10 protein-coding genes are annotated in these 15,565 nt (G+C 46.8%); 4 read left to right on the forward strand and 6 right to left on the reverse strand.

The genetic code is table 11. The features are described 5' to 3' along the window. Positions 1-16: 16 nt before the first annotated feature. Complete coding sequence (locus NC997_RS19295; protein ID WP_190529164.1) at positions 17-1,480, reverse strand: NB-ARC domain-containing protein; 1,464 nt, start codon at positions 1,478-1,480, stop codon at positions 17-19. 173 nt (positions 1,481-1,653) lie between these two features. Here NC997_RS19295 and NC997_RS19300 point away from each other — a divergent pair, with 173 nt between their 5' ends. Next, complete coding sequence (locus NC997_RS19300) at positions 1,654-1,983, forward strand: hypothetical protein (protein ID WP_190529165.1); 330 nt, start codon at positions 1,654-1,656, stop codon at positions 1,981-1,983. A 170-nt stretch (positions 1,984-2,153) separates the two neighbouring features. Continuing rightward, a complete protein-coding gene (locus tag NC997_RS19305) occupies positions 2,154-2,696 on the forward strand; it encodes a peroxiredoxin (RefSeq protein ID WP_190529167.1) in 543 nt (180 codons plus the stop codon). Positions 2,697-2,766: 70 nt separating this feature from the next. Here NC997_RS19305 and NC997_RS19310 read toward each other — a convergent pair whose 3' ends face one another. Further along, positions 2,767-3,372, reverse strand: a complete 606-nt coding sequence (locus NC997_RS19310) for a hypothetical protein (RefSeq protein ID WP_190429752.1) — start codon at positions 3,370-3,372, stop codon at positions 2,767-2,769. Between the two features lie 296 nt (positions 3,373-3,668). Here NC997_RS19310 and NC997_RS19315 point away from each other — a divergent pair, with 296 nt between their 5' ends. Continuing rightward, complete coding sequence (locus NC997_RS19315) at positions 3,669-5,117, forward strand: efflux RND transporter periplasmic adaptor subunit (protein WP_242031457.1); 1,449 nt, start codon at positions 3,669-3,671, stop codon at positions 5,115-5,117. 100 nt (positions 5,118-5,217) lie between these two features. Beyond that, entirely contained in the window at positions 5,218-8,466 is a 3,249-nt protein-coding gene (locus tag NC997_RS19320) for an efflux RND transporter permease subunit (protein WP_190529169.1), read from the forward strand. Between the two features lie 159 nt (positions 8,467-8,625). On the opposite strand, the gene NC997_RS19325 is transcribed toward NC997_RS19320, so the two are convergent. The 4 genes from NC997_RS19325 to NC997_RS19340 all read right to left on the reverse strand — a co-directional run bounded on the left by NC997_RS19325 (position 8,626) and on the right by NC997_RS19340 (position 15,448). Continuing rightward, a complete protein-coding gene (locus NC997_RS19325) occupies positions 8,626-12,084 on the reverse strand; it encodes a GAF domain-containing protein (RefSeq protein ID WP_190529172.1) in 3,459 nt (1,152 codons plus the stop codon). A gap of 266 nt (positions 12,085-12,350) precedes the next feature. Further along, positions 12,351-12,809, reverse strand: coding sequence for an NADAR domain-containing protein (locus NC997_RS19330; protein ID WP_190529174.1), 459 nt, complete (start codon positions 12,807-12,809; stop codon positions 12,351-12,353). 433 nt (positions 12,810-13,242) lie between these two features. Continuing rightward, positions 13,243-14,085, reverse strand: a complete 843-nt coding sequence (locus NC997_RS19335) for a tetratricopeptide repeat protein (RefSeq protein WP_190411990.1) — start codon at positions 14,083-14,085, stop codon at positions 13,243-13,245. Between the two features lie 229 nt (positions 14,086-14,314). Continuing rightward, a complete protein-coding gene (locus NC997_RS19340; protein ID WP_190411991.1) occupies positions 14,315-15,448 on the reverse strand; it encodes a geranylgeranyl reductase family protein in 1,134 nt (377 codons plus the stop codon). Positions 15,449-15,565 lie beyond the last annotated feature (117 nt).

Genomic DNA, 15,565 nt, shown 5'->3' on the forward strand with positions numbered 1-15,565 from the left:
AGAGTGTCGTAGTTGTTTAGTTATCTCTATAAAGCTTTAATCGATGAGCGATCGCTACACTGCGAATTAGATTGTGTTGCCCGAAAAGACGCTCATCTTCGTGGTTAATTCCTCTATCCTCAACGAGATAGCGCTCGCGTAATGCCTGCAACGCATCCTCGCACCGCTGCTGATCGTAACCCCGATATTCTAACTGACTCAGCCACCAACTCTCGGCTACCTCGCAGCGGTACACTGAGGCAGTGCAAAGCATAAAATAGGCATCATAAACATCGTTTTTTAGCCTGTCAAAGCTTTTATCAAGACGTATTTTAACTTGATTTTGCAATTCATGGCTGTATCGCTCTAGGTGCCAGCGATCGTCTTCTCCTTTAACTTTTCCTTCTTTACGGGCTAAGTCTAAAGCATTTTTTACCTCTTCAATCTCATTGCGGTATTTTTTCCAATAAGCTCGGACATTCTGCTGATAAGACTCTGCAATTTCTCCGACAATTACCCGCAACGCTAAAGGATGTCCGTCGTAGACTTCCCCAATCTGCCGAAGGGGACTATTAGGTGATTCTAGATCGTCCTCTAGCCTAGCTTTTCGGAACAATGCCACCTGCTCTGGTATTTCTAATCCTTTTAATAGTTGATGATGCCAAAAATTTTGATACCGGGAACATTCCAGCTTCAACTTCACTGGAAAATCTTGGGAAGTGATGATTATCCGACTCTGGCAAAATGGTTCTGACAACAAACTTAGAAAAAACTTCCTCCACTCATCATCTGCAAAATCATTCCAGCGAGTGTCTTCGCTTTTGCCTTTCGTTAGTAACTCCTCAAAAGAATCCATCAATACCAAATACTTATGTTCGCACAAGCATTTGACTAACTGCCGTCGCAGTTGCTCTGGCTTGCGCTCATCTTGTGGTGGCTTTTCTCCCCATTCCTCCAGCCATCTAGCCGCAACACTAGCAAAATATGAATCTTTATTCCTATCTTCAAAATTCTCCCTATGTTCCGTCCAATCTCCCCGCAACTCAAAAACTAATCGTTCAGCGAGAGCAGTTTTGCCGATACCTGTTATCCCAACCAGTATCAAGACGCGACAATCACCCAATACCTTATTACTCAACTCTTTGACTAATATTTCTCGGCTTTCCCCTACCCAGTTATCGTTATAAGCAGAAAACTGTATTGGTGAAGCAGGTTGCGAGTTTGAACTACGTTCAACAACTTCTTCCCAGTTGACTCCTAAAACTTGGCAGAAGGCTTTGAAAGACTCAGTATTAATGGGCTTTTTTCCTTGCAGGAAACGTTTCCAAGTTATTAGTGAGACACCGTTGGCTAGTTGCTCGGAGCCTTCCCAGTTTTTGTCTGGCTCTAGAACCCTACTAGCTGCTTTAAGCCATTTTTCGTCCTCTACAGTCCATCCCTTTTCGTTCCTGGCTTGCTTAATTCTTGCTAGTCCCTTCTGTGAAGCTCTGAGCGAAGGCATTTATACAACCTAAGTTTTTGATTGTCAAGGTCAATTTTAGCTCAGTCTCACACTGAGCCTAATCTGCGTCTGGTGAAACTTGAGCAAATCAAGGATTCTGGATTGTGGGGGACAGCAAACAGCAAATTGCTTCTTCCTGGTAAAAACGAGCGCTCTGAATTAGGACTAAGACAATGCAAGCTCAAAATTTTGTTCAACTGGAACTGCCTGTAAACCTGGAGAAAATTGACTACCTCAAGCCAATGCAAGAAGCAATTCAAAATATCCTAGACTTAATCTGGAAAGGAGTAATTTTGCAGATTTCGCCACCTGCTACGAAACATCTAATGAGTCAGCATGGAAAACTCATTGCTTTTAGTAATGGCGAAGCTTACATTAAAGTTTCATCGCTAGCGATTTTCCGAAGGGCTGAGAAGAAGTTGCCAGATGTAGAAGTCGCTTTCAAGAAAGCTTTTGGTTCCAGAGTCAAAGTTAGTTTAGTCATTGACAAAACTCTCAATTGATAAGAAGAATAGGCCAAGAGCTTAAAATTAAGTCGCAACTCCAACTCAAAGGGGATGCGATTTTTGTTGGGATGAAGGATGCGATCGCTCTCTCGTCCACGATTCGCCTCGGTTCGCAAAAAAGTAAAGAACTATTACAATTACAGCAATAAGACCAAAATGATATACCGATGCTGACATCTACTGACTTTAGCGGACTGTTAAATCAACGCTTCTTTGAGAATTTCTTGCCGATTCCAGCAACCAGCCGTTTAGACCTGGGAGAAACCACTCCAGCATTTGAACTGCCGGACATCACCAATGGCGGTAAAGTCAAGTTATCGGATTACAGGGGAAAGCAACCTGTCATCCTTGCCTTTACCCGCATCTTCACCGAAAAGCAATATTGTCCCTTTTGCTTTCCTCATATCAAAGCGCTAAATGAAAACTACGAGCGCTTTACCAGTTTGGGCGTCGAGGTTTTGATGATTACCAGTACCGACGAACAGCAGAGCAAAACGGTTGTCAAAGACCTGGGGTTAAAGATGCCCTTGCTCAGCGACCCCAGTTGTCGGACGTTTCGAGCTTACTGTACGGGTCAAGCTTTGGGTGCGCCTCTGCCAGCTCAATTCGTACTGGATAAACAGGGAATTCTGCGCTATAAACATTTGTTCTCCTTCCTTGACCATAATGCTGAAGTGGAGAAGCTGCTAGAGACGCTCAGCGGATTGTAGATTACTGAAATTAATACGAATAAGTTGCGTTCAAGACCCTAATCTGTCTGAACGCAACTTGGGATTAGTATCAGGGAAGTGGGCGAGAAACCCTGCGGAAAAGCGGCACATCGTTAGCCATTGAATTCGCCATCAAGAGAATATTTGACCGTTCTATAGTGGGAAAACTAACGCGATAAATGAAGTCATCCTGCTGCCACATCACTGAAGAAAATTCATAGGATGGCTTCTGCTTTTTTCCTTCCAATAGATATCCTCTAATATCTTTCCTTAAGGTAATGCGATCGCCTGCTGCTTTATGTTTTTCTAATTCTCGTATCGCATTGAGAGAATTCTTTTTCTCAACCGAAAAACTTCCGACTAAGCACGGTTGGGGATTACTGTAGCAGGTAAAAAGGCTAACAGTATAAGCTAACGGAGTTTCTGAGGGGAAGACGCGGACAATCAACTCAGAAGGATCTACATCGGTGGGGCCACTGAGGAGAATTTGGGACGGCAAGCGCATAATCAACCCAGGCGGTACGCTGCTTTGAATTGTCTCTAAATGGCGTGTAAATACAGGCGCGGGACGAGCCTGTACGGGTACGTTCTCGGATGCCCTAATTACTACAGTCCCAGCCACCGCCAGGACGACTGACAGAAATAGATTTTTAACCCGCAAGAATTGGTAACGCAAGGATTTGAGAGTTTGTCAAGGGTTTTAAAAAAAGCATAGCAGCTGGAATGTTGCTCAGGGCGATCGCTCGCCCAAAACCAGAAGGCAAATGCCAAAATCCGACCTTAAGGCTGACCAAGAGAACTGCCTTCGCACTTTATGATTTGTAAAGTGAACGTTTGTAAACTATCAGCAGTCTAAATAGACAGGCAGGCACAGAGCTAACCTGTTGCCTTTGCATCTCACCGCTGGACAGCCCCGCCCAAGGCGAGTCCGAACCGTCTCCTGAGTGGAACACCCAAGTGCAACTTAAGCGTATGTCTCCTGATATATCTGCTGCTCAAGCCTCTCGGCAGCAAACGAGTCAAAAATCAACAAGCCAACGGCAAAATCAAAAAATTCCCCTATTTATATTGATATTTGCTGTTTTAGGGATGCCTGGGTTGACCAGTTGTGGCATTCTGCCGAAAGCAGAAGCGGAGGCTCAATCTCCCAGAGGGCAAGAAGGGGGGCAAGGAAAACCTACACCAGTGGATGTGGCGATCGCTCGCAGCGAATCGCTTCAAGAAGATGTAAAATTTATCGGCACGACTCGCCCACTCAGAGAAGTCTCGGTGCAACCCCAAGTGGAAGGACGGCTGCTCTCTCTTAAAGCAGATGTGGGAGATCGGGTGGCGCAGGGTCAAATTGTTGCCCAGTTAGATGACACCACCTTGTTGACTAGCGTGAATCAGGCGCAAGCAGAACTCGCAACGCTTCAAGCAGAAGTTGCCCGCGCCCGAACTCAGGTAGCGAATGCCCGGACACAGGTGGAACAGGCAAAAGTTGAATTGCAGCAAACACAGCGGGATGCGGCGCGACTGGCTGGCTTGGCGAGACAGGGTGCGATCGCGCAGCAACAAGCAGAATTAGCTCAAACCGAAGCTCAAACGGCTCAACAAGCTTTGCTCTCTGCTCAGGCACAGGTGAGTACAGAACAGCAAGCAGTCGTAGCGGCTCAAGGCAGAGTCAAAGCGCAACAATCTGTACTGGCTCAAAATCGCGAACGCCAATCCTATTCAGTATTAACTTCCCCCATTAGCGGCGTTGTCGTTTCTAAAGGGTTAGAACCGGGGGATTTAGCGAATCCAGGTAGTGAAATCTTGAAAATTGGAGATTTCAGCCGCGTCACAGTAGTGGTGCCAGTTTCAGAATTGGAATTGTCAAATATCCGGGCTGGACAATCGGTGCGGGTGCAATTAGATGCCTTCAAAAACAGGGAATTTCTTGGACAAGTGGCTCGCATTTCTCCGGCGGCGAATGTAGCGGCTCGTCAAGTGCCGGTAGAAGTCACGATTGCCAACCCCAAGGGTGAGATCGGCAGCGGACTATTGGCACGGGTCAGCTTTGCCTCAAATGCGTCCCAACGGGTCGTGGTGCCGCAAACAGCGCTGCAAGAAGCAGGAGAGAGAGGGAGACAGGGACAAGGAGGGCAGACACAAGGGAGGCAGGCACAAGGGGGACAGGCAAGGAGCGAGGGAGAGAGCGCTTCCAACTCCCAAGAAAATGCCAAATCTAGCAAAGCGACGGTGTTTGTTGTGACTCGTGAAGGGCAACAGCCAAGAGTGCAGGCTCGATCGGTGACAGTGGGCGATCGCGTAAATGGAAAAGTAGAAATTCTGTCGGGATTAAAGCCGGGAGAGCGATTTGTCAGCCGCGCTGGTAAGCCGCTCAAGGATGGCGAACTTGTAAGCTTAAGTGTTTTATCAGAAACCGCAAAGCCTTAGAGTTTTGAGTTTTGAGCTTTGACTTCTTAATTCAAAACTCACTCATGCACTCAAAATTCCGAATTCACTCAAAATTCAGAACTCAAAATTCAAAATTATTATGTCTGGATTTAGCCTAAGCGCGATCGCCATCCGCCGCCATATCGGCACACTCATGCTCACATTATCTGTGTTGGTGATGGGAGTGTTCTTTCTCTCCCAACTCCAAGTCGATTTGTTGCCATCTATCACCTATCCGCGAATTGGCGTGCGGGTAGAAGCGCCTGGAATTTCCCCCGAAGTGGGAGTTGATGAAATTACCAAGCCGCTAGAAGAAACTCTAAGTACCACACAAGGAGTGGTGCAAGTTTACTCCCAAACCCGCGAAGGGCAGGTGAGTTTAGACTTATTCTTTGAACCGGGAGGCAACATTGACCAAGCGCTCAACGATGCCACTGCTGCCTTTAACCGGGGTCGCAGCAGACTCCCCAGCACCATCGAAGATGCGCGTTTGTTTAAAGTTGACCCCTCCCAGCTACCCGTTTACGAAATGGCGCTGCAATCCTCTTCCCTGGGGGATGCGGATTTGCGGGTATTTGCCGATGAAGAATTATCCCGCGAACTCAGTGTAGTCAATGGTGTCGCCGCCGTCGATGTTGCGGGTGGGGTGGAAGAACAAGTGCGGGTGCAAATTGACCTGAATCGCTTACAGGCGCTGGGGGTGAGTTTGGTAGATGTGTTGAATGCTTTAGGCGATCGCAATCAGGACATCTCTGGGGGTCGCTTGCAAGGCAACGACTCCCAAACGCTAACCCGTACCGTCGGACGCTTTCAGGATGCACAGGAAATTAGCAATCTCTCCTTTGAAGTTGCTTCCTCAACTCCCAGCCCAGTAGGAGCGCAAAGCCCTACACTTTTACCACAATCTCGCGTTTATCTAAGAGATTTTGCCGAAGTCATTGATGGTACAGAAGACCAGCGGGTATTTGTCTATCTTAATGGGCAACCAGCGGTAAAACTCAGCATTCAAAAGCAACCAGATGCCAATACTATCGAGGTGGTGGAAGGAGTTAAAAAACGCATCGAAGAACTCCGCCAATCGGGTGTAATTCCCGCAGACATGAAACTGCTACCCACCTTAGATGAGTCAAAATTTATTCGCAACTCCCTGAATGATGTCATCGTTTCTGCCATCTCCGGAGCATTACTTGCAGCCGTAGCAGTTTTATTCTTTTTAGGGTCACTGCGACAAACTTTGATTATTTCCCTGACGATTCCCCTTTGTACTTTGACGGCTATCGTCTTGATGAAGTTTTTTGACTTGTCTTTGAATGTGTTCAGTTTGGGAGGTCTGGCGTTGGGGATTGGTCAAGCGATTGACACCAGCGTCGTCATCATGGAAAACATTGCCGAAAGCATTGGCATGACTCCAGGCACTCGGACAAAGCAAGGGTTAAACAAAGAGGAGATCATTGAGCAGTCGATCGTCAGTTCTCAGGAAGTAGAATCAGCAATGATTGCTGCTACAGGCGCGAACCTGGTATCTGTAGTGCCATTCTTGCTAATAGGTGGCTTTTTCTCACTACTATTTAATGAATTAATTCTTACGATTTGCTTTGCAGTCGCAGCTTCACTTTTAGTAGCTCTGACCGTTGTACCTGTTCTCACATCTCGGCTATTGGCTATCCGCTGGTCGAGTCGGGTAGGTGAGTTTCAGTTGTTGCGGCAATTTAACCGTTCTTTTGAGGCGGCAACTGGCAGCTATACTCGCACTTTAACGAGGGCGCTGCCTTATCGAATATTGATAATTGCGATTTCGGTTCTGGTTTTGGGAGGCGGTAGCTTGTGGATGGCAGGGCAAATTCCTCAAGAAATTCTGCCTCGTATTAGCACTGGTCAAGCAAATTTATCTGCCCAGTTTCCTCCGGGAACTAGCGTGGAAACTAACCGGAAAGTGATGGCAATGGTTGACGAAATCCTCACAAAACAGCCCGAAACTGACTATGTATTTAGCACGGCGGGAGGTTCTCTTTTCGGCAGTAGCACCAGTGCAAATCCCCTCCGAGGTTCCAGCTCCATCACCCTCAAATCCGGTACAGATGTCGAGAAGTTTGTCGAAAAAGTCACCCAAGAGTTAAATAAACTGAATTTAGCGGGGATTCGTCTGCGGCTCAATCCCGGTCAGGTGCGAGGTATCATCCTAACGAACTCGCCAGTGCGGGGAGCGGATGTTGATATCATCCTCCAAGGAAACGAAGATCGACCGCTGCAACAGGCAGGGCGGCAAGTGGTGCAAGCCTTGGATGAGCAAGTAAAAAGTGCAACGTTTCGACCGGATGCTGACCCTCGGCAACCAGAAGTGCAGATTCGACCGGATTGGGAGCGTGCAGAGGAGTTGGGGTTGACGACGCAAGACATTGGGCAAACGATTCAGACAGCAATCGAGGGGTCGGTACCAACGCAGTTGCAAAGAGGCAATCGCTTAGTAGATGTGCGCGTACAATTCAATGAAGAATCGGTGCAACGCGCTTCGCAATTAGAGGAGCTGCCCTTATTTGTCAATAACAACAGCTTAGTTCGGCTGGGTGATGTCGCGACCATTTCCGAAGGGCAAGCGCCTGGAGAAGTGCAGCGGATTAACCAACGACAGGTTTTTATCATTGCTGGGAGTCTCAGCGAAGGAGCTAACCTCAGCGATGCCTTTGCAGAGGTAGATCGGGTGTTAGAAAATTTGCAGTTACCTGAAGGCGTGACTGTACTTCCTAGTTCCGCAGCCGAAACCAATCAGCAGTTGCAAAATTCTCTGAAAACTTTGGGGGCGCTATCAGCCTTCTTAGTGTTCGTGGTCATGGCGGTGCAGTACAACTCGTTAATTGACCCCCTAGCCATTATTCTGACTTTGCCATTAGCTTTAGCTGGGGGAATTATCGGGCTTTACGTCACTAAAACCGCCATCGGTGCTACTGTTCTAGTCGGTGCCGTTCTGCTGGTGGGCATTGTGGTGAATATCGCTATCATCATGATCGAGCTAGCGAACCAGATTCGGGAACGAGAAGGATGCGATCGCCAAACTGCCATCATTAAAGCCGCTCCCCAACGTCTGCGACCGATTATGATGACTACCATCACGACGGTTTTGGGCTTACTGCCGCTAGCCCTGGGCATCGGGGAAGGCTCGGAATTCCTACAACCTTTGGGCATCGTCGTCTTTTTTGGGATGTCTATCGCCACCATCCTCGCCCTGTTTATTATTCCCTGTTTGTATGTGCTGCTGCACGAAGTACCCGGAAGCCAGCAGGTACTGAAATGGCAGCGATCGCTATCGAGAAAATTTGCCCGTAAAACTTTTTCGAGCGATCGGAAGTTCTAATTTGTGCTGTCTTTAGCACTCAGAGTTTAGCCCCACCCCTGTCCCTCCCGGTCAACGGGAAGGAGTTCAATATTCCCTCTCCGTCAACGGAGAGGGGTTAGCGGTGAGGTTCCGAGTGTGTAGAGAGTTCGTTTTTTGGCCCAGCATCAATTGCTTCTTTCAATTTTGTGGGCGAACGGGAATTTCAATCCAGAACTCAGTGCCCTTGTCTGGTTGAGAAAAACACTTAAAGACGCCGCCGTGTTTTTCTACCACAATTTGATAGCTGATCGACAGTCCCAAACCCGTGCCTTTACCAACCGGCTTTGTCGTGAAAAAAGGATCGAAGATTTGCGCCTGCACCGCCTCTGGCATACCAGAGCCATTATCAATAATTTGAATCACCACGTTAGCAGGATGAGGGATGAAAGGATGAATAGGTGAATCGGTTTCATGCTTTATCCTTCCTTCTTGCTCCTGTATTTTTTCACCTTTTATTCTTTCTGCTTCCTCCTTCAAAAAGGTGCGGATAGTAATCTGAGCGGGTGAAGTTTTAACGTCTGATGATGTTAGGGCAGTATCTGTGTCACTTGCGTGGTGCAAATAACCAGCAGCTTCTCCCCTTTCCATCGGGTGGTTCGATCGCTCCCAGTTGTTTTGCTGCTCCAGCGCGTCAATCGCATTGCTAAGGACATTCATAAACACTTGATTGAGCTGACCGGCATAACACTCAACTAAGGGCAGATCGCCATAAGCCTTTACAACTTCAATCGTAGGAGTATTACCCTTCCCTTTGAGTCGATGTTGCAAAATTAACAGCGTGCTGTCTAAACCCTCATGGATATCCACCCGTTTCATCTCGGCTTGGTCAAGGCGAGAGAAATTCCGGAGAGACAGCACCAGTTGACGGATTCTGTCGGCTCCCACCTTCATTGACGACAGCATTTTCGGCAGATCATCAGCAATGAATTCCAAATCGATTGCTTCTGCGTGTTTGGCAACCTCCCGATCGGGATGGGGGTAACGCTCCTGGTATAGATGCAACAGATCGATCAAATCTTTTACGTACTCGCCAACGTGAATGAGATTGCCGTAAATAAAATTAACCGGATTGTTGACTTCGTGAGCCACACCTGCAACTAGCTGTCCCAAACTCGACATTTTTTCTGTCTGAATCAGCTGGGTTTGGGTTTGTTGTAATTCTTGGAGGGCACAAGCGAGTTGTTCTGCTTGATGCTGGGTTTGAGCGAGTAATTCTGCTTGCTGTATTGCAACTCCCAGCTGAACAGCAGTCTGGGTGACGAACTCAATTTCTGAGACATCCCAATGTCGCGTTTGCGAGCATTGATGGATACATAACAATCCCCAAAGGATATCCCCTTTTAGCAGCGGCACCACGAGTTGAGCTTGGACTTGAAATTGCTCCAGCAGCTCGATATGGCAATCAGTTAAGCCTGCGTTGTAGATGTCATCAACTACTTGAATCCGACCCTGTTGATAAAGTACAGCATAGTTTTGGGAAAAGTGGCGGTCGTAAACTTTGGTTCCTAAAATCGGCTTTAAAGCTGGTAATACGTCCTCTGAGACAAATTCATCATCCAGCGAGCCAGAGGCGGAATATAAGCGAAATACTGCCACTCGGTCAGCCCCTAGCAGTTGTCGGACTTCAGTGGTCGTTGCTTTGAAGATTGTATTTAGATCGAGGGATTCTCGAATCTTAGTAATGACTCCAAACAATGCTTGTTGTTGTTCGGCAGCTTGTTCTAACTGTTGTGCTTGAGCGGTAGCAGTAGCAGCGGCACTACGGCTTTGTTCGTAGAGTTCGGCTTGCTGAATTGCGATCGCGGCTTCATTTGCCAGCTGTTGCAGCAAATCAATTTCAGCAGTCTTCCATTCCCTAGGAGCTTGGCACTCATGGGCAATTAATAGCCCCCATAGCTGTTCCCCCATGTTAATCGGGACAACTAAGTTGGCTTGAACCTGAATTTTCAGTAAAAACTCTATATGACAGGGATGCAAATCTGACTCAGCTACGTTATGAACTGCTCGAATCCTTCCTTGCTGGTAAGCAGAGGCGTACTCCTGAGGAAAGCATTCATCTTCGTATATCTCTCCCAGAATTGAGTTCCAGCTGCCTGTCACTGCTTCTACAACCACCTCCCCTTGCCAACTTCTGGTGAACTGGTAAATTACCACTCGGTCTGTGCTTAGCAGTTTCCTGACTTCCTGCACAATGCTTTGTAGGATCTTCTCTAAATCCAGAGTGCTGCGAATTTGGTCTGTGACTTGCTTGAGGACTTTGGCAAACTCTAAGGACTGTTCTAGCTGGACAGTTCGCTCTTGAATTTGATGCTCCAGGTTGCTATTGAGAGACTGCACCTGTGTGTACAGGAGATACTGCTCAATCGCCATTGAGAAGTGATGACCCAAGGCTTGAGCGAGTTCAATTTCTCCCGGCGTCCACGCTTGTGCTTGACCTCGTTTCAGTTCCCTCCATGCCTCAAAGGAATTACGAGGTTGCAGTTGTCTCCGATCCGGGTCGAAATTTCCAGCCCACAAAGTTTCCGTATCAATTTCATTACGAAAAATGCACAAGTATCCCAGAAACTGCTGACGATACTGGAGGGGGACAATCAGGATGCCCCGAATTCGAGTCGTGCGGAACGCTGGCGCGATGACTCGCAGATGAGGTTCTTTATAGAGATCCGTCACTGCCTTGATGGGATTGCAGGCAGTGTCTTGTAATTTTAAATATTCCTGCCAAACGGGATGCTCTTCAAGCGGACGATCTTTCCCGATGGCTCCTAGCATCGGTTGATCGCCGCAGGCAAATAGGATTGCTTGACTTGGATTTTCTGCCGCTATGTAAATTCTGCCCCCACAACCTTTAAAGGCTGCAACCGTTTCCGTAAGGGCTTCAGAAAGCTGAATTGTTGGTAGTGCATGGAGCAGGGTGGCGACTCGGTTAATCCGCGCTTCCCGCGTTGCTTGGGCGCAGGCGAGTTCGAGTAAGGTAGATTGAGCGATCGCAATTGAAACTTGATCTGCCACTAACTGGACGATTTGCAGTTCTTGTTCCGAAACCGAACGCGATTCAGCGTGATGAGAGACTAATAAACCCCATAGTTCCGGCTGGGTCTCCTGCGTGCGGGCATCATGATATAGAATCGGCACCACGAGGGAAGATGTGACTCCCATTGCCGTGAGATATTCAATATGGCAGGAATCTACTGGGCGATAGCGAACATCTTCCGCCTTCAAAGCAGTACCTGTCTGGGCGCAATCCAAGGAACTCAGACCAATCAACCCTGCGGAAACATCGACAATTGAGCGCTGGCGAGCTTTCAGAAACATCTCGCGGGCGTGGGGAGGAATGTCATCAGCCGGAAAATTTAGCCCTATCAAAGATGGCAGGCGATTGTTATCAATTGCCTCGGCAATCACTTCTCCACTGCCATCGGCATGAAACCGATAAATCATCACGCGGTCGGTTTCAAGCAATGAGCGAATTTCAGCGACTGTCGATGTCAAAATTTCTGGCAATTCTAGCGATCGCCGAATCCGATTGGTAATTCCGTGTAATAAGCTTGCTTGGTCTATTTCGTGCTGCATTGTTTGCGTATTATCACTTAAGCTCATTCCCTCTATCCACCACTTTTATAAATTCAGGCATGAATGTTTTTGTATATTTCTATTCTGTAACTGAAAAGTCATACTGGGTATTCGTAAAACTATTGATCTTATAAAAGTTTTAAAATTATTGTTAACTTTAATATTTTTAAGGAAAAATAACTCAAAAATATTGACAGTTTATGTAAGACATGCTATGAAAAGCTAAAAATATTTTCCCTAAAAAAATCGCTAATTCAGATTAGCTAAATATATAAATTCACAAAGGAGTAACGCTACTTTTTTCCTAACCGTTGCCGAATTTCTTGACGGACACTCATCAGGATTTTTCCCAAATGATTTTGTCCAGTTTTTTCTACACCGCAACCCCAGTAATAATCAGTGGGAGAATCCTCCACGATTGGGCGATCGCCGGTCGAAAGCAAAATGGATTGAATCTCTAGGTGAGTTAGAAACTTGATTAGCACGGCTTCGCGCATAATTTGGGTTTTCACTTGTTCCCAGTCCGGACGGATGCGGCGGGTGCGATCGCGTCCCAGTATTGCGGCTTCCATTGGCGTCTTCGCGCTAGCGATCGCTGGGATTAACGCTTCATCCTCGGTGCCAACAAATTTTTGCGCTTGATAATAATGCTCCACCGTCATCCAATCTTGACCCAGCAGATAAATGTTATGAGGAGAAAAGTTGGAAAAACATCCGTAGGGATCTTCAAATTTATAAAAGTAAATCGTCATGTCGAAACTATAAAAGTGCTTGTCCCAGTTCTACCATGCTTGTTGCTGCAAGGGATGCAGTCGAGTAGGCGACTTTCAGCCGCTCGAGTATTCAGCATTATCAAAGTTGAGGATGGTAAGCACCTGTTGCCAACATCCCAACCCAGCTTTGGGTCTGTCTCCCCAATATGGTTCGGTGAAAATTATTGTTTGTTGGGTGGAGAAACGAAATCCAACAAATGCGAACTTTGGTATTTTTCGCCCTAACCAAACCGTATTCAGTGTTTCCCTGGGGCTAGTTGCCTGGTTACAGAACTTTCAGAAAACCTTATCGCTCAACCATTATAGGGGCACAGCATTGCCGTGCCCCTACTTTTTAAATCAACAATTGTGCCCCTACTCCTGGGAGTAAAAACCCTATCCTCTTTTCAGGGAACGGGAGTGTTAAAACTGGTTACTGTTTCCCTAAAGCCTTTAATCCCTGATCGATCTGGTCAGCTTGCTGAGTTTGACCTTGCTCTTTAAACAAGTCTCTGGCTTTTTTCATCGCTTCGATTGACTCAGACTTCTTACCTTGTTGATTTAGAGCTACCCCTAGACCAAAGTAAGCAGGTGCTGCTTTCGGAGCAATTTCGGTGGTCTTTTTGAGAGCTGCTACTCCCTCATTTAACTTTCCTTGTTTGACCAAGGCAACCCCTAAGAAATAGTGTGCATCTGCACTTTTCGGGTCAATTTCAATTGCCTTCTTGAAAGCCTCAGTCGCTTCGGGTAATTTACTGTCACCTTGGGCACCTAAAGCAACTCCCAAATCATTGTAAGATCTGGCGTTTTTCGGGTCAATTTCAATTGACTTTTTGAAGTTGGCAGCCGCTTCAGGTAATTTGCCTTGATTGACCTGAATAAATCCTAAGTCATTATAGGATTTGGCATTTTTCGGATCAATTTCAATTGCCTTTTTAAAAGTAGCAGATGCTTCTTCCAGTTTCTTTTCTTGAACCTGAACAAATCCTAATTTATGATATAGCTCTATATTTTTAGGACTATTTGCAATTGCCTTTTGAAAAGCATCACTGGCTTCAGGAAATTTCTTTTGGTTGACCAGAATAGTTCCTAACTTATTGTAACTTTCTGCATCCTTGGGATTAATCTCAACGGCTTTGTTGTAGTCAGCGATCGCTTCGTTTAATTTGCCTTGTTGAGCTAGAGTATTTCCTGAGTCAACATACTTTTTAGCGTCAGCCTCTGATTTTTGACAACCTAGCGTCAGGAAGCTTAAGCATCCCGCTGCTAAAATCATCAGCCCGAACCTGGATAACTTTGCAGTCCTAGAAGACATAACCTAGCAAGTTTCTGGATGAAAGCCCCAATATAACACATGAGGAAATTGCACCACTGACGATTTAAAAGGGGGTTGCACTCTCAAAAATTTAATTTTGTAGAGTGAGGAATACCTACCAAATCTTATCTGGGTGGGCTTTTGCCCACCCAAAAGAAATCAGCCCAAGCTAACTAAATGCTCAATCGTTTTACCCACCCATTCCCGGTATCATGCTCTTACTGAGGCGTTTGATAGCACTCTCTGCGACTTCAGAGTAACGACTTTCTCCGCACAGAATCTTGCCCATGCGCTCAGTGGCACCAGGGCGCTTAACACCGACTCGATAAGCAATCTTAGGAACTCTGTAGAACACTCCTGCTAAGCGTTGTGCCCACTGCATATCCGATCCCCATTCTTCGGCGATCGTGCTGGTATATCTTTCCAGAGCATTGCCATCCCCGGAGAGTGATTTGTCAATCGCTTCCGCTGCCTTCAAGCCGCTAAACATTGAGGGACGAATTCCCTCAGCAGTAAACGGATCGACGACACAGGCGGCTTCTCCGGCTAAAACTGCATTTTGCGTATGCAGCCTTTGATTGCCATCCCATAGAGAAAGGGGATGACCATATTGCTTGCTCTGATTGACCTCTACGCCGAAAGATTTGGCGTACTCAGCCAAAATTTTCTTAAAGTCTTGGGGTTCACCGCCGATGAACGTGCCAACGCCGATAGAATATCCGTCTGCTTTAGGAAAGTTCCAAATATAGCCATTTTTGACCATCCCAAATTCAAAATGAATCTTTTGTTGGTTGGTATTTTGGGCAGGTATTTCTGCTTCTAAGGCTCCAGCCAGACGCCGTTTGCGCTCTTTAAAGTCTAACCACTTAGCCATTGGCCCTTTGGCTCCGTCTGCGGCAATCAGATAGCGACCTTCAACGGGTCCATTGGCGGTGTTGACTTGCCAGCGATCGCTCTTAAACTCAATCCCCGTTACTTCAGTGTTGTCTCGCAGTTCTGCGCCTTGTTGCTGCGCCTGCTGCATCAGGAAGTTGTCGAAAACGTCTCGCCTTACCATCCAAATCGGTTGTCCTGTTTCCAGCCCTACTTCCACCGGATCGCCCATTTTCCAGGTGTAGCGGAGTGATTTGAGTTTTAAGGAAATCGCTGGAGAAAAATCAAAATCAAACCACTCTTGTATCGCTGGTGATACTCCACCCCCACACGGTTTGTAACGCGGCATTGCGTCTTTTTCTAAGACTAAAACCGAACGTCCTCCCTTAGCTAGATGATAAGCTGCGGTTCCACCTGCTGGGCCAGCACCGACAATAATGCAGTCAAACATCGTGTTAATTTTTGCTTCTGAACACACTTGCAATTTAAGCTTGTTAAGCGAAGAATTTACATCCTCACGCTTGACACTCACTGGTAATTAAGCTTAATTGCTTTCCCTACCAGCTAG

This window comes from Trichocoleus sp. DQ-A2, assembly GCF_039961915.1.
Classification (GTDB): Bacteria; Cyanobacteriota; Cyanobacteriia; order Cyanobacteriales; family FACHB-T130; genus FACHB-T130.

Bases quoted from the DNA above. Each gene is read 5' to 3' on its own strand.
- NC997_RS19320 (WP_190529169.1), top strand. From the start codon at position 5,218: ATGTCTGGATTTAGCCTAAGCGCGATCGCCATCCGCCGCCATATCGGC.
- NC997_RS19315 (WP_242031457.1), top strand. From the start codon at position 3,669: ATGTCTCCTGATATATCTGCTGCTCAAGCCTCTCGGCAGCAAACGAGT.
- NC997_RS19325 (WP_190529172.1), bottom strand. From the start codon at position 12,084: ATGAGCTTAAGTGATAATACGCAAACAATGCAGCACGAAATAGACCAA.
- NC997_RS19340 (WP_190411991.1), bottom strand. From the start codon at position 15,448: ATGTTTGACTGCATTATTGTCGGTGCTGGCCCAGCAGGTGGAACCGCA.
- NC997_RS19330 (WP_190529174.1), bottom strand. From the start codon at position 12,809: ATGACGATTTACTTTTATAAATTTGAAGATCCCTACGGATGTTTTTCC.
- NC997_RS19295 (WP_190529164.1), bottom strand. From the start codon at position 1,480: ATGCCTTCGCTCAGAGCTTCACAGAAGGGACTAGCAAGAATTAAGCAA.
- NC997_RS19305 (WP_190529167.1), top strand. From the start codon at position 2,154: ATGCTGACATCTACTGACTTTAGCGGACTGTTAAATCAACGCTTCTTT.
- NC997_RS19335 (WP_190411990.1), bottom strand. From the start codon at position 14,085: ATGATTTTAGCAGCGGGATGCTTAAGCTTCCTGACGCTAGGTTGTCAA.
- NC997_RS19300 (WP_190529165.1), top strand. From the start codon at position 1,654: ATGCAAGCTCAAAATTTTGTTCAACTGGAACTGCCTGTAAACCTGGAG.